We start from the raw sequence: 17807 nt of genomic DNA on the forward strand, positions 1-17807 counted from the left end.
AGTGTTTTTTCCCGAAGCCCCCTAGATGAGACCCGATAAAACCTTTTGGCACCAATTTTCTCGCTGCCTGATATTTGTATCACTGGCGCCAAATAGATAGAGATTGTTTTCATAGGTTGCAGCACCCAGTGCGTAGCATTCTCCTAAAATTCTTGGTTGCCAGAAAAGGTGGTGTGCCAGTACCGCTTGTAGTCTTGACTGTTGATAGAACGCGATGCGATACACCCAGTGCGAGGCCAAATAACCAGAAGCAGAATTTAGAGAAGCCGACTCTAGAGTTATTGAGGGCGATGGAATGGAAAACGGCGTTAAGTGCGAAGCAATGTGTTCAGTGTTAAAGCGTTTCAAATTGGTGGTATTGCTGGCGAGTGGCCGCAATAAACGTGGAAGTGCAGGCAAGTGCTCTAACCCAACAAAATGTCGGTATTTAGAGGTAAGATGCGGCATTAAAGGTGACTTGTCGCTATTGGAGGCGCTGGCCTGCGCGGAAAAGTCTTTGCATGCCTTTCTAATCCGCTCGAGAGCGATTGACTTTTCAGGTGAAGGTAGAGCCCCCAAATAGGAGAGCGATACCTTATTAGCACTCGCCATATAAGCGCTTTTGGCGGCACACTCGTTAGAACGCAACGCATCTGTTAGTTGCGCAAAATAGCGAATAGCCGCCCCCACACCTTCTGCGTGTTTATCAGTGTCTGGCATTGGCTTTGAAGGCCTAATATCAAATGATGCAAGACACGCGGATACCACATGTTTTAGTTGTCGCAGCCTTTTATCATAATCATCGCTCACGAGCTTGTGTGTCAGATTTTGTGAAAGCTTTGGAAGTGCTTCTATCGAAAGCTCGCTTGCTACTTCCTTCATCGCTTCGTTTGTGACGAGGCGAATTGCAAAATTGCCATGCCGATTGATTTCTGGGTCGATAAATAAGGTGTTTTCAAGGCCAGCTACGGTGCTAAGTGTTGCTTCTTGCTGTTGTAAGCCATCGAGAAAGCACTGGGGAAACCACCAGGTTAATACATGCCTTATTGATTCGTTTTCGCCTTTTGTCGTTTGCGCATCAAGAGAGGCTTCTTTGTCTAAATGTGAGTGTTCGCGTTGAGATGCGTGCTGACTCAGTGCGGCGTTTCTGTTCAGTGTTGATTCTTCGCTCAAAGCTGCTTTCTCGCTCAGGGCTGTTTTTTCGCTCAGGGCTGACTCTCCGCTCAGGGCTGTTTCCGCGCTCACGGCTGTAACAACCTCCTTGCACTGCTCAAAAAAGTGGGATGAATCACTGTAAACCAGCGTGGTGATATTGTTTGGCTGATACCACTGGCGTTTATAGTCTTGGAGCGCTTTAATGCTGTTGCTGCCTATGGTTTGTGTAAAACCACCCGCGTGTTGATAGGCATTTCTATTGGTATCGGCTAATCGAATAGCGGCGTTTAATGCATAGTCGCTGTTTGCCTCTAGCATGGCGAGCTCGTTAAAAATAACCCCGTCTCGCTCTAAGGTAACCTCATCGTTACCGTAATCCCGATTAAGCAGGCCACAGTACAGGTAATTTACAGCATCAAGCAGCACGTTCGCTTTTTCAGACGAAGCGAAAAAGAACGTGTACTCGGCGAGTGTGGTAGCGTTAATAGTAACAGGCAGAAGTGTATTGGCCGTAAAAAGCTCGTGGGCAGTTGGGTATTGGTGAGAGCGTCGAAAGCTCATGTGCTCAGCTAAATGAGACAACCCAGTGTGGCCTGCTGCAGGGGTTTTTAGCGCAAAAACAACGCTATGCACTTTTGACCCAGAGCCGGCATCAATGAAATGAAATTCAGACATACACTTTTATCATTGCGGTTTAACGGTATCTCTTTTTGTTTCGTACTTATCGCACCCCATTTATTTCCTAGTACTTACCTTGTAGCACTTACTTCTAGGATGGGAATCGGCTTTTCCACCTTCCGATACTGTAGTGCCTTCGACGGTGCAGTACCTGCTTTATCGGTAATGCCTTTCATCAAATGGTGATCGGGCGACTTGCTGCAAACCGGATCCGTCTTATACATATCACCTGTTAGCAGGTAGGCCTGACATCGGCAGCCGCCAAAGTCTTTATCTTTTTCATCGCAGTCCCTACAGGGCGACGGCATCCAACTATCGCCACGGAAATGATTAAAGCTAAAGTCTTGGTGCCAAATATCGTGCAACGAGCGTTCTCTCACATTAGGGAAGCGAAGAGGCAATATCTTTGCGCTGTGACACGGAAGGGCACTGCCATCTGGCGTTACGGTTAAAAACGTTGTGCCCCAGCCATTCATGCACGCCTTAGGGCGAGATTCATAGTAGTCGGGCGACACAAATATGAAGGTTGGCCCTTTACCGTTTTGCTGCGCGCGATAGCGGTTCACTGCAGCCTCAGCCTCCTGTAGCTGTTGTGATGTAGGTAGCAAATGGTCTCTGTTTTCATAGGCCCAGCCGTAATACTGTACGGTAGCCAGCTCAACAAAATCAGCATTAAGCTGCTCGCTTAACGCCATCACGTCTTCTATTTCGTGAATGTTCTGCGCCGTAATACAGAAGTTAAGCACCATAGGATAGTTGTATTGTTTTACCAGCTTCGCAATTTTGAGTTTTTGTTCAAATGAATGGCGCTTATTGCCTATTAAGTCGTTGACTTCGGCATTGGCTGCTTGAAAGCTCAGCTGAATGTGATCAAGCCCAGCTTCTTTAAGTTTGGCAATGCGCTTTTCAGTCATGCCAATGCCAGAGGTGATCAAGTTGGTGTAAAAACCCAGATCGCGCGCGTAAGCGACTAAGTGCTCCAAATCTTTTCGAAGTAATGGCTCTCCGCCAGAAAAGCCCAATTGCACGGCGCCCATTTCCCGCGCTTCACGCAGTACACGCTCCCAGTGCTCAGTAGAGAGCTCATTGAATGTTTCTTCCATGTTTACTGGGTTTGAGCAATACGGGCAATGCAAAGGACACTGATAAGTAATTTCGGCTAAGAGCCATAGCGGGGGCGTAATGCTATTTGGTACGTCGGTTTGTAAATCAACGTCTATGTTATTCGTCATAGCGGATCCACTTCTTTTGCTCGGCATGAACCAGAAATGCATGAACATCTTCTTCTAAATCATCAGGTGCATCTGGGAAGGCCTGGCGAAGTTCAGCACAAATAGCATTTTCCGTATTACGGCCATCTACACGCTTAAGAATTTCTGCCGCAGAAGGATTAAGTTTGATCATTCCTTCGGGGAACAGCAAAACATGGCAGCCTTGAGCTTTCTCGTACTGCATGCGAAAAAGTGGGTTTAAAGAGGCTATTTTGTCACTTGTTCGGTTGCCTTCGTTGTTGTGACTGCTGCTATTTTCAATGTTGTCTTCCGAGTTATTTGAACCAATGTCATCAGCACCGACGATATCAGCATCTAAGTGGTGCTCGGTTTGCGACTGTAATTTTGACATTATTAAAACCTCCCTTTGTGGCACACTCGCTGGTCGGCAATACCATCAAACGGCTTTCTCTTATATTCATAGGCAAAGCAAATGGCATCTGCAATGCTCCATAAAATATCAATTTTGAATTGCAGTATATTGAGCGCATGCTCTTGCTGTTGGCGAGTAACGAAGTGGTCTAGGGTAATCTGCAGGCCATGCGCCACATCACGGCGTGCCTGACTTAAACGCATTTGAAAGTAGGTAAAGCCTTCACTATCAATCCATGTGTAGTGTCCAGGCCAGGTATCTAATCGGCTTTGATGTATTTCAGGGGCAAACATTTCAGTTAACGATGAGCAGGCAGCCTCTTCCCACGACGCACGTCGGGCAAAATTCACATAGGCATTCACTGCAAACTTAACCGCTGGCAACAGGTGGGTTTCATCGAGTAACTCGCTGCGGTTTAACCCTACCGCTTCGCCTAACCGCAACCAGGCTTCTATGCCGCCAAGTCCGTCCTCGCCTTCTCGTCCATCGTGATCGATAATTCGTTGGATCCAAGTTCTGCGTACCGATTGGTCTTCGCAATTCGCTAAAATTGCCGCGTCTTTAACCGGTATCGCCATTTGATAATACAGTCGGTTGGCCACCCAGCCCTGAATTTCATCAACGCTGCAGTGTCCTTCATTCATACGTTTATGGAAGGGGTGATGAATATGGTAGTAAGCGCCTTTTTCTCTCAGTTTTTGTTCGAACTCTTGTCTAGACCATGCGTGTTCTGTCATTACTACACCTCAATTTCCATACCGTCGTAAGCCAATTCAATACCTTGCTCACACAGGCTGTGATAAGCACTGGAGTCTTCGTCAAGCACGCGATTTGTGTTGTTGATATGAATAAGTACTTTACGCTCAACGTTAAATTCATTTAGCAGCGCAATGGCTCCGCCCTTTCCATTAACCGGCATGTGTCCCATATCAGTGCCCAGCTTGTTGCTAAAGCCGTGATCTATCATTTCTTCATTGGCCCACAGCGTACCGTCAAATAGCACGCAGTGAGATTCGCGCATCACCTCTTTTACTGTGTCGTTTGCCTGCATACATCCCGGCGCGTAAAAAAGCACCTTGCCCGAGGTGTCGTCAGTTATCTTCAGGCCGATATTGTTGCCCGGCACAATGTTGTCGCGATACGTCGAATAAGGGGGCGCATTAGATTCTAATACCACAGGTTGGAAAGTCAGGCCCTCTGCCCCTTTTGGTACAAAGCGTTGATGATAATCGGTGTTAATTGAATGCTGCTGTAGTCCGCCGTGCCAGTGTTTTAATACGGTAAAAAGCGGGAAGCTGGTGGTTAGGTCTTCGGCCACAACATCGGTACAATAAACGGGAAGGGGTAAGCCTTCGCGCAATGTAAGCAGGCCTGTAGTATGGTCTATTTGACTGTCGGTAAGTACTATTGCGCTAATGCGTGTGCCGCGAGACACATGGTCGTCGGGCCACAGCTGCGGGTGGCTATTTATCTGCTCCCTTAAATCCGGAGAGGCATTAATGAGAACCCAATTGTTGCCGTCGCTACTGACAGCAATACTCGACTGTGTCCTGCTTTTCGTCTTTATTTTATCTTTGCGTAAACCCTTACAATTTGGGCAGTGACAGTTCCATTGCGGAAATCCACCCCCGGCGGCAGCACCAAGAATCAATACGTGCATAACAACTCCATACTACAAGTAAAAAAAGGCTGCATTGGCAGCCTTTTTGTTCATCATCCCAGAGGGCGTTGCCTAGCGGTTATTGATGTAAAGTGTTACTTCAAAACCAAGGCGCATTTCTGTGTATTGGGGTTTAGTCCACATAATTGTTCCTCTTCTTTATGATTAAACGCATGACTGAGTATATGTTGAATATGTGTTAACAGATATCCTCCTAAGGGAGGAGAACTGTCATGAATTTTGATGATTTATTGGTTATTTTCGATAGCGCAGCTGCTTAAGTAAGATAAGAGCAAAGGAATAGGGCGGCCGGTTGCCGATAACGATTTGGTGTAGGTAAACGCGGTTCCTGCCACATCGAGGTGAGCCCACGGCGTGCCATCAGCAAAACGAGACAGAAAGCAGCCTGCCGTAATAGCACCGGGAGAGTTTATGCCCGTATTCATCATATCCGCGTGTTGAGAGGTGATGGCGTCTTGATATTCTGGCCAAAGTGGGAAGGGCCAGCACCTGTCGTTAGCCTGTTCACCCGCTTCAACTAACGCATTTTCAAGCGCTGGAGCGTTGGTAAAAAGCGCAGTGGCTTTGTGCCCTAGTGCGCTAATAGCCGCGCCAGTTAGGGTTGCTACATCAATAATAACCGAAGGGGAGAACTGCTTCGCGTAGCTGATTGCATCGGCCATAAGCATACGTCCCTCTGCATCGGTACTCATGACTTCCACGGTTTTTCCTGAGTGCATAGTAATGATGTCACCCGGGCGATAGGCTTTGCCATCAATCGCATTATCGGCGCTCGCCACAATACCAATAATATTTATATTTAACCCCAGTGTGGCAACAGCCTGAATAACGCCCAAAATGCAGCCGGCGCCCGCCATGTCGTAAATCATGTGGCGCATATCAGGGCTGCGTTTTAACGTTATGCCGCCGCTGTCAAATGTTACACCTTTGCCAATTAACACTACCGGCGGTGAATTCTCTAAACCTTTGGCTGCGTAGCGAAGAATAGGCATGGTGGCAGCGAACTGTGAACCTGCATTTACCGCCAAATAACCGTTCATGCCTAACCGCTTCAGCGCACTTTCATTGAGGATATCGCAAGACACCGTATTAAAGGTTTGCGCCAGATTCTGAGCTTGTTCGGCCAGATAATCTGGGGTGCATAAGTTGGCCGGCATGTGAGCGAGATCTTTAGCCCTCGTCATCGCGTCATTAAGGGCTGATTCATAGCGCATAGTGTGTGAAACGCGACGCTTTTTCGCGGTATTAAAATGCTTGGCATCTAATGCAAGAGACAGCGTGCTCCTAATATCAAGTGCTTGGTTAATTGCCCCATTATTTGCGTCGTTTTTTTCAACATTATTTGCGTTGTCGTTGCCATTACGAGTTTGAATATTGGAAATCGACGAATTATTCGTTTTATAGCCTTTAAAGTGATAACCGTGCTTGAAATAGCTTCTAAGTAGCGCACTCAGAAATGGTGAGTGGCTTGCAATGGTGTTAACAGGGTCATTGCTTGCTGTTTCAGCGGTAGAAAGCGCCATAAACGACAGTTTTTCCAAGGTTACCGACACGCTTTTAAGCTTTTTAAACAATGCATCGAACTGCTGTTCTACGTAACGAAATGCTGGCGCGTCATTTTGGCTCAAGTCACTGCTGCTTTTTGAATTAAACGCAGAATTGGAATCGCTAGCGTAGCTTGAGCGGTTAACCATGGAAGGGTCATTAGTTTTAGATAAAGTCGAGGCACGGCTAGAGACGTTGGGTGCATCTGACGCTTCAAAAAGCGCAAAATCGACACCATAAAACAGTACTCGTTTTACTTCAGCTAATTGTTGGCTAATTTTGTTTTTTCCGCTGTTTTCGGTATCAAGGATGTAACTTGTTTTAAACGCCTTAAGGCCTTGTACGAATACACATTGGCCTTTATTTCCTGCAAAACCTTCATCGTCAAAAACCTGCTCAATGTATGTCTTAGCGGGTGTTGAAAAGTGAAATAGTTGACTCGCTAATAACTCGGGCGTAGTTAAAATAAGTAAGCAGTCACTATCGTCTAACGTTTCAAATTTGTTGCTTTCATTAGCCCAGATTAGGTTTGCTTTTATCACGAGAATCGCCCTTTTGAGGCTTTGGGGCGAAAGCTTCTCACAGCGAAAATAAAAGTGATAGCCGTAAGGCAAAGTACAACGGCAAGCGCGTTGTGTTCGAGTTTTTCGTAGAGCGCAAATCGCAGTAATTCTACGCCGCTACTAAAGGGGTTAAAGGCACAAATCTGATACAACCATTCGCTGGCCTCACGCATTTTCCAAAGCGGGTATAAGGCGCTGGATAGAAAGAACAATGGGAAAATGACAAAGTTCATTACCCCGGCAAAGTTCTCTAGCTGCTTAATATAATTTGCCAGTAATAATCCTAACGAACCTAAAAACAATGACATTAGCGCAATAACAGGCAACGCATAAACGTATCCCAACGCAGATAGACGTACATCCAGCAGAAGCGCAAAGGCAAAGAAGATGTACACCTGAATAGCGCTTACTAAGGTGTTGGCTATAAGCTTGCTGCCTAGCAGAAAAGGGCGGGGAACCGGGCTCAATAACAGTACTTTCATGCTGCCCATTTCTCTGTCGTACACCATGGACAATGAACTTTGCATGCTATTAAAAAGCACAATCATGGCGGCAAGCCCGGGTACAATATACTCTTCGTATAAAATATAACTCTCGTAGGGTTCGGTCATTGAAAGACCCAGGGCAGAACGAAAGCCTGCGGCAAAAACAAATAGCCAAAGCAGCGGGCGCACCAATGCACTTAACAGGCGTGTGCGCTGCTGCCAGAACTTCAGCATCTCTCGGGTAAGTACGCCCACAAAACAGCGCCAGTACATCAGGAGCCTTCCTGCATCAAATGCTGCCAAAGGTGCTCAATATCTTGTTGATGATACTTGGCTAACAAGGCTTCACATTGGTCGTGGGCTAACACTCGGCCTTTTGATAAGACTATCAGATTATTGTTGAGCTTCACTTCTTCAAATAAGTGGGTGGCCCACAGTACGCTTACGTTTTGGGAATGAGCGAGCGCTTGTACTACCCGCAAAATAAGGTGACGGGATTCTATGTCTAAGCCAACGGTAGGCTCGTCTAGTAGCAGCAAGGATGGCTTGTGAATTAGGCAGCGAGCTAACTCGACCCGACGTCTGTGCCCGCCATTTAAGTTTCGAATTTTTGTGTTGAGCTTGGTCGTAAGGTCGAGCTCGTCGAGCAGACCTTGAATATGAGATAGCGCACTTGTGGTACTTATGCCGTGGAGCGAAGCAAAATAGGACAAATTTTGTTTTACTGATAAGTCGATATCTAAGGTACTTTGCTGAAATACCACGCCCATTTTCGCCATAATACTTGTGCGAGATTGAGACAGGGTAGCACCATCAAAGGTAATACTACCTTGCGTGAGTTTTTGAAGGCCCGTAATAAGCGCAAATAAGGTACTTTTGCCTGCGCCATTTGGTCCAAGCAGCATGGTTAAGCCTGGTTTTAGGCAAAGGCTTACATTGTCCAGCGCGTGGTGGCCGCCGTACTGATGTGAAACCGCTTGAACCGCTATTTCCATTTAACCGCCACGCCCCAAGGGTAACGCCCCACTTTTACCGTATGCTCTACGTTTAACGTGTGGGTATTGATGACAGAAACATCACCGCTCACACCGTTAGTGGTCAGCAATAAAGACTGATCTTGATTAAACGCTAATTGCCACACTCGTCGCCCAACCAAAATGTAGTCTTCCACTTCGAAGGTATCGGTATTGATGACCGCTATGCGATTCGCAGGACCAAGCGCCACGAAGGCGTAGGGCTTATTTTTCATAAGCACAATACCCACTGGCTGAACCTTGTCGCGATAAACGCCTTTAATGGCAAAAGAAAGGGTCTTCACTTTTTGCTTAGTAGCAGTATCGAAAATACTAACGGTGCCACCTATTTCCGAGCTTACCCAAAGGTACTTGTCATCTTTGGTAAAGTGAGCATCTCTGGGTCTTGCATCAACCAAGCTATTTGCAATATTTTTATGAGTTTGTGTATCTATCCAGTGCACCATGTTGGTGGTTTCTGACGTTACCACCATCATGCTGCCGTCGTGACTCACAGCTAGCCCCTCAGGCTCTACGCCTACATCTATCTGAGAAATGACCTGAGCCGTTGGAATGTCGATAACAGTAAGAAGGGCATCGTCTTCATTAGCTGTGTAAATAGTGGTGCCGTTAGGATGTAATGCTATGGTTTCAGGATCTGCACCTGAGGGAAGATCGCCGACTATGGAATGGGTAGACAAATCCATAATTTGAATGCGATCAGCATCGGAGGCACAGATATACGCGTGGGACTGGTCTGCACTTAAAATAAACCCTCGGGGTCGCTCTCCAACCTCGATAGTTTCAACCACATCAAATGTCGTCATATCAATGACAGATAGCGTGTTGTCTTTTTCGTTAGTGACATACGCTTGAGGAAGTGCAAAGGCTTGAGGAAGTGCTAAGGCAAAGGCTGCCATTAAACTGCCAAGCAAGAGTGCAAAGCGATAGCTCATAACTTGTCCTTACAGGTAGTGTGTGTTGCGCCTAATGTGTCCAGTTCGTTGGTTTGGTGCAGAAAGCCTTCAAGGGGAGCATGAGTCACCAAAGCGTCTTCGTGGGCCAGCGCAATAGGCTGACGAAATTGGTGGGTGTAGGGGCGAATAGAAAGGGGACGACCTTTATAGGCACCCAGCGTGTAGTGGTCGCTAAGCAAGGTTTTAAGTATTCCCTGCTGCTTTAAATCGCTTCCTTGCTGCGCAGCATTTGCCACCGCCGTTACCGCAAGGTACGCGGCGAAGTCGACTTCATTCATGTGCCTGTTAAACCCGTCGTTAAAACGGCTTTGAAGCTGACGGGCGCCCCATTGTTCGTGGGTAAAATGCCAACCTAGTGCTTTTAGGCCGGCAGCGCCTACCACAGGTACAGGATAATAGGTGTTAAAGGGTAGGCTATACGCGAATTGCGCCGCGCTATCGGCAGTAAAAACAGCCTGATAGGTTTCTGTTGTTCGCGTAAATTGAGGAATTTCAGCAAAAGCAGCTCTGCGTAAATCAAAACTGTCGCGCCATTGCTTAGCTTCAACAAGTGAAAGCTTGAATTTTTTAACGCTGCGTTTGAACGCGGTTAAATACGCAGCATCGTCAGCGGTTTTTCCGTAAACTGCAAATATCTCGTCAATACGCTTAGAGCGAAACCATTGGGCTAGGGCGTCGGTTTTCATTTGATAACTGGGGATTGTGTGAAACAAGGGCAGGCGACATGAATTTTGTCTCAGTAAATCATCGCTATTAGCTACGTTAAAAAATACGGCATTAGACAATGTACCTTGAATAGCTGTAATTAACTGTTCAATCGAGGCATCATCAGCGCTGTCGCTGCTCTGCATATCCAACAAAACAATAGGTGCAATGTTGTCTTGCCGTTTGCTGCCAATGTCTTTGTGATTTGTGTAAGCACTTGAACCAGAGTTCTGGCGTGTTTGAGCTAAAGAGGCTTGCAGTTCCCCGATAGTAGGCACACTGATTTCAGTTAATTCAAATTGATAATCAAGAAATTTTCCCGTGATATTGGCATCCTTTATCGCCACACTTGCGCCAGCTATCCCCTCATTGCTGGGGGACTTTAAATAGTCTGGTGTGCCTGGTACAGATGTGCCCGCAACTTTAATGTAAATGACCACAATAGTGGCAAAAGAGGCCTGTGGTGCAGCTTGTTGAGTCTGTGAAGGTTGCGCTTCATTAAACGCGAGCGCGCTGTTTAAAAACGACAACAGAACGCAACAAAAAAGTGACGCTACACATTTTTGATAGCGCTTATCGGTTAATCGTGTTTCAACCGTGCTTTTTACACCCTTTGCCATATACCACCCCGAGCTCAGCTGCATGCTTTTGCTGATACCTGTTTGTCTGACATAAGGGTATATGGCAATTTTCCCGAAGAACATCCTCCTAAAGGAGGAATGCTATGGCGCTAAAGTAGCATTAGTAAAATCGCGCTAACCCCTTAGTATGCTTAAGATGTTCGATTGAATAAGTGGGTAAGCTGTGCAGTTAGTTAAACCTTTTCGAGTTATTTTCTTTCTACTATGCCTGATAACGGGTTCTGCGCTTTCTGCGTTCGGGGAAGCAAGATCGTTAGACGATATTAAAGACAGCGGTTTAATTAGAATTGCGGTGTACACCGACTATCCTCCATTTTCATTTATTGAAAACGACAGCCCCACAGGTATTGATATTGATATCGCCCGAGAAATCGCGAGCGCCCTTGATGTTGAGCTAGAGCTGATATGGATGACACCAGGTGAAACGACAGAGGACGATTTCAGGAATTACCTATGGAAGGGCCATATTATCCACCGTATTAAGGCTGATGTGATGATGCGTGCGCCTTACGACCCTAGCTTTTCCCAAAAGCGCGACGACGTTGGTTTGTTGGTTAATGAGCTGGTTCATATGTTTGCCCCTTATCATCGTGAAGGCTGGCAAATCATACACAACACTCAAACCCTGCCAGAAGTAGAAACCATGGGCATGTTTCAGTATCACACCATTGGTGCGGAAATAGACAGCATTCCCCACTTTTATTTAACGTCAGCGTTTGGCGGCCGATTGCGAGAAAAAACATCGCACTATAGTTCAAACGCAGACGCGTTTGACGCAATGAAAGCCGGAACAGTCGAGGCGGTAATGGGATTGCGCTCGCAAATATCCTACCTCAGTCAGTTTGTTGATAATGAGCAATATCGCCTTGCAAGCAACGCGTTTCCGCTTATTGGAAAGCAAAAGTGGGATATAGGACTTGCTGTTCATACTAATTATCGCGCGCTAGGCTATGAAATTGGTGATGTAATTACGCGAATGGTGGTAGAGGGCGATATGCAACGGCTATTTGAGAAATACAAAACCATTTATGAGATGCCGCCTTATTTTGCGGGGATTGAAAGTTCAGAATAAGATAATTCAGTATAAAAGCATGTGACCAATAGCGTTCAGAGCGATAGTACTTTAGGCAATAACTCTATGGCCAATTGCCTTCTTACCTCTAGCGCCGTTATCAGTCACGCATTACTTTAAAACGACGTGAAAGCGTAAAGGCGTTAGAAAAAGGGAAAATAGCCCTTCATTCCTCCTCCTAAAGGAGGAGTCAAATCACTCCGCTGTTGCATAGGCATCGACATCCCCCCTAGCTATGCTAATCCTAACAAATAGTCTGAAACAGACCATTTATGGCCTACATGCAACTAGGAACCGTTATGAATAATAATATGCCAATTAAAAAACTTGCTCTATCTATGCTGGTATGTGCAAGTGCGTTAACTCCTGTCCATGCTGTTGTCACTGACAAAGATATTCAAAATGACCACGTTACCACTGACGACATAGTGACGTATGGTATGGGCTTGAAAGCTCAGCGCTATAGCCCGCTAACCGCGATTAACCGCGATACAGTAGAGGAAGTACGCCCTGTGTGGGCATTCTCTTTAGGTGGTGAAAAGCAGCGGGGGCAAGAATCGCAGCCAATGGTAAAAGATGGTGTTATGTATGTAACCGGTTCTTATTCTCGGGTGTGGGCCATAGATGCGCGAACCGGAGAAGAGTTATGGCAATACGAGGCGCGTTTACCAGACGGCATTATGCCTTGTTGTGACGTGATAAACCGTGGCGTAGCGCTTTACGATAATCTGGTTATATTTGGCACCTTGGATGCCAAGTTAGTAGCACTGGATAAAGACACGGGCAAAACCGTTTGGAAGAAAAAGGTTGAAGACTATCGAGCGGGCTACGCCATTACTGCAGCGCCTATTGTAGTTGACGGAAAAGTCATTACAGGGATTTCCGGTGGTGAATTCGGTATCGTCGGTAAAGTGTATGCTTACGACGCGAAGTCTGGTAAACAGCTATGGGTTAGACCTACCGTTGAAGGGCACATGGGGTATCTATGGAAAGACGGTAAGAAAACCGAAAATGGAATTTCAGGCGGCGCGCCAGGTAAAACATGGCCTGCTGATTTATGGAAAACCGGTGGCGCTGCAACCTGGCTAGGCGGCACTTACGACTCAGATACAGGCTTGCTATTCTTCGGTACGGGTAACCCTGCACCGTGGAACTCTCACCTACGTCCGGGCGATAACTACTTCTCGTCGTCGCGCTTAGCTATTGACCCTAATACCGGAAAGATTGTGTGGCACTTCCAAACCACGCCGCACGATGGCTGGGACTTCGATGGCGTTAACGAGCTTATCTCGTTTGATTACGAAGAAAGCGGTAAAACCGTGAAAGCGGCAGCAACTGCCGATAGAAACGGCTTTTTCTACGTCCTTAACCGCGAAAACGGTGACTTTATCCGCGGCTTCCCGTTCGTTGACAAATTGAACTGGGCAAAGGGGCTAGATGAAAAAGGCCGACCTATTTACGTCGACGAAAATCGCCCAGGCAGCCCAGCGCAATCTGCTGATGGTAAACAAGGCGCACAGGTTGTTGCTCGTCCTGCTTTCTTAGGTGGTAAAAACTGGATGCCAATGGCCTATTCAAAGGATACTGAACTCTTCTATGTGCCTTCAAACGAATGGGAAATGGATATCTGGAATGAGCCTACTTCTTACAAGAAAGGTGCAGCGTACCTAGGGGCCGGTTTCACCATTAAATCAGTGAATGAAGACTTTATCGGCGTACTTAAAGCGATTGACCCTAAAACAGGTGAAACCGTTTGGCGCTATAATAACTTCTCTCCTCTTTGGGGCGGCGTGTTAACCACAGGTGGTGGTTTGGTTTGGACCGGTAATCCTGAAGGTTATCTTATGGCCTTTGACGACAAAACCGGTGAAATAGTCTACAAGTTCCAAACTGGCTCAGGTATTGTTGGCTCCCCAGTGACATGGGAAATGGATGGTGAGCAGTACATCTCTGTACTATCTGGATGGGGCGGCGCAGTACCATTATGGGGCGGTGAAGTTGCAAAACGCGTGAAGCACTTCAACCAAGGCGGCACCGTGTGGACGTTTAAATTGCCTAAGCGCTACCAGCAGGTGGCAAAAAACTAATCGCCGTAAGTGTCAATGTTGATTAGTTCAATGGCCAGTATCAAAGTGTGCTGGCCATTTTTGTAGCAGCCTATTTGTTTACACGCGACAGTGAATTAAAAGCACTAATTTTTAAGGGATCTAACATCGCCCTACAAGCAACTAAAGTGAATTAGCCCCCTATCAATAGCTATCAATGTGGCCTCCTACCAAAGGAGGAGCCTTTCAAAACCAAAGTAGAGTTACCCCTTATATCTTCATACGTATACTTAATTCATAGTCTTTTGAGGATGTATTAATTATGAGAACAAAAATATCGATGTTGTTTGCTGCACTCGTGATAACCGGCTTTTCTGGCCACGTGCTTGCACACGGAAATGTTATCCCTCAAGGAGCAGATAGTTCAGCTATGCCACCAATTACTGATGGCGATGAGTCTGAAAATGGCTGGGTATTTGAAAACCCTTATCGCAGCCTTGATGAAGAAACCAAAACGAAAGTTATCAAATTTGGTGAGTCAGCCTATGCGAATAACTGTGCAGGCTGTCACGGCTTACACGCGCAGTCTGGCGGAATAAACCCAGACCTTCGTGAACTCGACCCTGAAAGTTTTGAAGACGACGAATGGTTCGTTGAGCGCCTGCGTTTTGGCTCGGCGAAAGGCATGCCTGCACTTGGAGGCATTCCGGAAGGGCAAACCGATCCTATCTTAGATCAAGAGACACTTTGGGCTATAAAGACTTACGTTGAAGCACGTCGCGTTGTGGCCATTGAAGAAGGTGAGATAGAAGCTGATTAGGGTGACGTCTGTTAGGCCCTTTTCGCCGGGTTAACGTTAAGTTACCCGGCGCTTTTCTTTTCTAGCGTAAAATTTATACAGGTTGACGTTTTTTATTGCAATTACCTCAGTTACTTAGCAGCATGGTGTTTATGTTTACTGTTTGGCGTTCCTGCCCTATTTGGAAACCTAATGACTAAGATACTTGCTCGCTCTCTTTGTATAACTATATTAAGCACTGTCTCTGCTTTTCATGGTTTAACTTTTGCCAATCCGCCACAAGGCGCTTCTTTGTCAGACGGTCTCGAAACAGTAAAAAGCGCTGCGTTATCAGAAAATAAAACACTACTAATCCCCATGGCAACCTATCCGTTAGATAACAAGCCTATGCCGCAATTTAGCGTTGATGCAAGCTGGCCATCTTTGCCAGAAACTTGGATGCTAGGGCAAGTGTCTGGCCTTTCTATCGATAAATATGATCATGTTTGGATATTGCAGCGTCCCAACTCCCTTGGTAAAACCGATACAGGGCTTGCTGCAACGCCACCCTTGGCCGTTTGCTGTGAACCTGCCCCCCATGTTATTCGCTTTACGCCTGATGGTGAGGTAGCCACTGCATGGGGCGGTGAAAGCAATGCGCCTACAATAGACGGTGTAAACCAATGGCCAGTGAACGTTCACGGGCTATTTGTTGATAAGAATGACACGGTTTGGTTAGCTGGCAATGGCAAAGACGACCATGTGTCTGTGGGTTTTAACTTTGATGGCAAGTTTGTAAAAGGCATAGGAAGGCGGGGACAGACCAAAGGTAATATGGACCTGCACACGTTGGGCAATCCAGCAGATATGTTTATGGACAGTAATCACAACCAGTTAGTGATTGCTGATGGCTATATCAATGCCCGCATTGCAAGCTTCGACGTTGAAAAAGAGAAGGCGACTCAGGTGCTTGGTGCTTATGGGGAAAAACCATTAGGGCCCACTCGAGAAGGAGATTTCGATCAGTCCCAAGCTACCCAGCCGCAAAAGCAGGGGATAGACCCGGAAAACCCGTTATTTGGGAATATCGTGCATTGTATTAATCAAGACAGCGACGGGTTTATTTACGTTTGCGATCGTCGAAACAACCGCCTTCAAATATTTAAACGGGAAAAAAGCGGTGATATCCGCTTTGTAAAAAACTTTGCCGTACGCCCTGAAACCGGGGGGCTAGGTACCGCAACCGATGTAGCATTTTCTCCCGATGGGAAATACTTGTACGTTGCCGACATGATGAACGGGCGTATTTGGATTTACGATAGAAAATCTCATGAAAAGCTAGGCTCGATAGGTAAAAACGGTCGCTATCCAGGTCAATTTATATGGCTACACAGTATTGATACCGATAGTGAAGGAAACCTGTACACCACTGAAGTAAATACGGGTAGGCGGGTTCAAAAGCTGGTGTTTCAGGGCGTAAAATAACGCTCTTGTAAGACGGTCATGACCGTCTTCGGATTTGGGCGCAAAGGCAAAGAAAAATACCTAAACGCGCCCCAGAAATTTACCATCGGTTTTTTAGAAAGTAATGACTACGCAGAAATTAGTCATGCAATGCGTCTAAAAATGGCACCTTAAAGCGTTCAAAAGCTTCAATGTGAGGTAAATGGCCTAACCCTTCCAATTCAACAACATGGATGTTTGAATTGCGTGATTTTACTTCCTTGCCTAATCTGTCGTAGCGACCTAATTCTCTACTTACGCCGTTATGCTTGTTTGCACGTCCGGGCGCTGTACGATCACGGGTACCTAATATTAGAGTGGTTGGCAGGGTTAAACTATCAAACTCTTCAATAACCGGCTGTGTAAATATCATATCGTAGGTAAGCGCATTAACCCGTGCTAGCGTTTGCCAGTCTGGGCCGTTTATCCACCCTTGCAAAAATTCGGCATGCTTGGCGTATGTATTGTTCCACGCACCGTCGTAATAGTTTTTTGTTTGATAATTAACGATCATTTCCGGCGTTTTTTTAAGCTCGTTTTGATACACCTTTTCTATATCGGTGTAACTTTCATATAGAAGATAATTTTCTAGACCAATTGGGTTAATGAGTATTAGCTTTTCGCTTTTATCGGGGGACAGTAACGAAAAGCGTGTAGCCAACATACCACCCATGGAATGCCCTACAATAATGCTTTTTTCGATATTTAAAGACTGCATTAGTTGTCGCGTGTTATTGGCAAGCGTGGCAAAACTGTACTGATATTGAGTAGGCTTAGATGATTTCCCAAATCCTATTTGGTCGGGAATAAGCACGCCGTAGCCCTGATTTTGCAGAAGACGAGCTGTACTTTCCCAATACGAACCATTGAAATTTTTGCCATGAAAAAGTGTTACAACCGGCTTGTCTTTTTTAGGTGGAAAAAACATATAAGCCATTTCAAGATCGTTTCCCTGTGAAGAGAAACTAAATGTTTTTACATCGAATGGATATTCCACTGTGCTTAAGCGTTTATCAAATGCTGGGACTGCTAGCGAATTGGCGTCGGTTCCCTGTGCAAGAGAAACGTGTGAAAAGAGTAACAATGACAGCATGCCATGAATCAGCAATACCTTTACATTTTTAAGCATAAATCACCTTATGGCTAGGGCAAAGAAAGTGTTAATTCAGTATGACATACCTGCCTTCATCTCCCTATTCAACATCGTATAGATAAGACAACAGTACAAATTTTATCGATGTTTCCCACTTTTATTGTGTAAATTGCAATTGCCCTGATGATGATTATTTGTAAGTGATCTTAAGTTTTAACCAGTTTTTATTATCAATGTTACAACTTATGAT

16 protein-coding genes are annotated in these 17807 nt (G+C 45.9%); 4 read left to right on the plus strand and 12 right to left on the minus strand.

The annotated features are described in order from the left end of the window. Nucleotides 1–21 precede the first annotated feature (21 nt). From KL866_RS05975 to KL866_RS06025, 11 genes are all read right to left on the minus strand, one after another. Nucleotides 22–1809 (minus strand): insulinase family protein, encoded by a 1788-nt coding sequence (locus tag KL866_RS05975; protein WP_214993976.1) that lies wholly within the window; start codon nt 1807–1809, stop codon nt 22–24. A 74-nt stretch (nt 1810–1883) separates the two neighbouring features. Further along, on the minus strand, nt 1884–3044 hold the full coding sequence (pqqE, locus tag KL866_RS05980; RefSeq protein WP_214993977.1) for a pyrroloquinoline quinone biosynthesis protein PqqE: 1161 nt from the start codon (nt 3042–3044) through the stop codon (nt 1884–1886). Continuing rightward, on the minus strand, nt 3034–3435 hold the full coding sequence (gene pqqD / locus KL866_RS05985) for a pyrroloquinoline quinone biosynthesis peptide chaperone PqqD (protein WP_251139868.1): 402 nt from the start codon (nt 3433–3435) through the stop codon (nt 3034–3036). The genes pqqE and pqqD overlap by 11 nt, the downstream gene beginning before the upstream one ends. Before the next feature lie 2 nt (nt 3436–3437). Then, nucleotides 3438–4193 (minus strand): pyrroloquinoline-quinone synthase PqqC, encoded by a 756-nt coding sequence (pqqC, locus tag KL866_RS05990; protein ID WP_214993979.1) that lies wholly within the window; start codon nt 4191–4193, stop codon nt 3438–3440. A gap of 2 nt (nt 4194–4195) precedes the next feature. Then, nucleotides 4196–5116 carry a pyrroloquinoline quinone biosynthesis protein PqqB gene (pqqB, locus tag KL866_RS05995; RefSeq protein WP_214993981.1) on the minus strand — a complete coding sequence of 307 codons (921 nt, stop codon included), beginning with the start codon at nt 5114–5116 and terminating at the stop codon, nt 4196–4198. A 72-nt stretch (nt 5117–5188) separates the two neighbouring features. Further along, nucleotides 5189–5260 carry a pyrroloquinoline quinone precursor peptide PqqA gene (pqqA, locus tag KL866_RS20620; RefSeq protein ID WP_071953288.1) on the minus strand — a complete coding sequence of 24 codons (72 nt, stop codon included), beginning with the start codon at nt 5258–5260 and terminating at the stop codon, nt 5189–5191. Nucleotides 5261–5364: 104 nt separating this feature from the next. Next, the gene (locus tag KL866_RS20195) at nt 5365–7224 is read right to left on the minus strand and encodes a leucyl aminopeptidase (RefSeq protein ID WP_214993982.1); all 1860 of its coding nucleotides are present in this window, start codon (nt 7222–7224) and stop codon (nt 5365–5367) included. Then, nucleotides 7221–8003, minus strand: coding sequence for an ABC transporter permease (locus tag KL866_RS06010; protein ID WP_025254147.1), 783 nt, complete (start codon nt 8001–8003; stop codon nt 7221–7223). The genes KL866_RS20195 and KL866_RS06010 overlap by 4 nt, the downstream gene beginning before the upstream one ends. Continuing rightward, nucleotides 8003–8725: an ATP-binding cassette domain-containing protein gene (locus KL866_RS06015; RefSeq protein WP_214993989.1), complete on the minus strand. Its 723-nt coding sequence runs from the start codon at nt 8723–8725 to the stop codon at nt 8003–8005. Before KL866_RS06015 ends, KL866_RS06010 begins: the two co-directional genes overlap by 1 nt. Beyond that, complete coding sequence (locus tag KL866_RS06020; RefSeq protein ID WP_214993991.1) at nt 8716–9699, minus strand: PQQ-dependent catabolism-associated beta-propeller protein; 984 nt, start codon at nt 9697–9699, stop codon at nt 8716–8718. The genes KL866_RS06015 and KL866_RS06020 overlap by 10 nt, the downstream gene beginning before the upstream one ends. Beyond that, on the minus strand, nt 9696–11045 hold the full coding sequence (locus KL866_RS06025; RefSeq protein WP_251139869.1) for a hypothetical protein: 1350 nt from the start codon (nt 11043–11045) through the stop codon (nt 9696–9698). The genes KL866_RS06020 and KL866_RS06025 overlap by 4 nt, the downstream gene beginning before the upstream one ends. A gap of 184 nt (nt 11046–11229) precedes the next feature. Here KL866_RS06025 and KL866_RS06030 point away from each other — a divergent pair, with 184 nt between their 5' ends. The 4 genes from KL866_RS06030 to KL866_RS06045 all read left to right on the plus strand — a co-directional run bounded on the left by KL866_RS06030 (nt 11230) and on the right by KL866_RS06045 (nt 16446). Next, nucleotides 11230–12138: an ABC transporter substrate-binding protein gene (locus KL866_RS06030; protein ID WP_214993995.1), complete on the plus strand. Its 909-nt coding sequence runs from the start codon at nt 11230–11232 to the stop codon at nt 12136–12138. A 299-nt stretch (nt 12139–12437) separates the two neighbouring features. After that, entirely contained in the window at nt 12438–14225 is a 1788-nt protein-coding gene (locus KL866_RS06035; RefSeq protein WP_025254152.1) for a PQQ-dependent methanol/ethanol family dehydrogenase, read from the plus strand. A gap of 280 nt (nt 14226–14505) precedes the next feature. Beyond that, nucleotides 14506–15003 carry a cytochrome c-550 PedF gene (pedF, locus tag KL866_RS06040; protein ID WP_214994003.1) on the plus strand — a complete coding sequence of 166 codons (498 nt, stop codon included), beginning with the start codon at nt 14506–14508 and terminating at the stop codon, nt 15001–15003. 171 nt (nt 15004–15174) lie between these two features. After that, a complete protein-coding gene (locus KL866_RS06045; protein ID WP_214994004.1) occupies nt 15175–16446 on the plus strand; it encodes a beta-propeller fold lactonase family protein in 1272 nt (423 codons plus the stop codon). A gap of 118 nt (nt 16447–16564) precedes the next feature. On the opposite strand, the gene KL866_RS06050 is transcribed toward KL866_RS06045, so the two are convergent. Next, the gene (locus KL866_RS06050; RefSeq protein WP_214994006.1) at nt 16565–17593 is read right to left on the minus strand and encodes an alpha/beta fold hydrolase; all 1029 of its coding nucleotides are present in this window, start codon (nt 17591–17593) and stop codon (nt 16565–16567) included. Nucleotides 17594–17807: the final 214 nt, after the last annotated feature.

The sequence above is a fragment of the Alteromonas sp. ALT199 genome (genome assembly GCF_018619335.1).
In the GTDB taxonomy this organism is placed as follows: Bacteria; Pseudomonadota; Gammaproteobacteria; order Enterobacterales; family Alteromonadaceae; genus Alteromonas.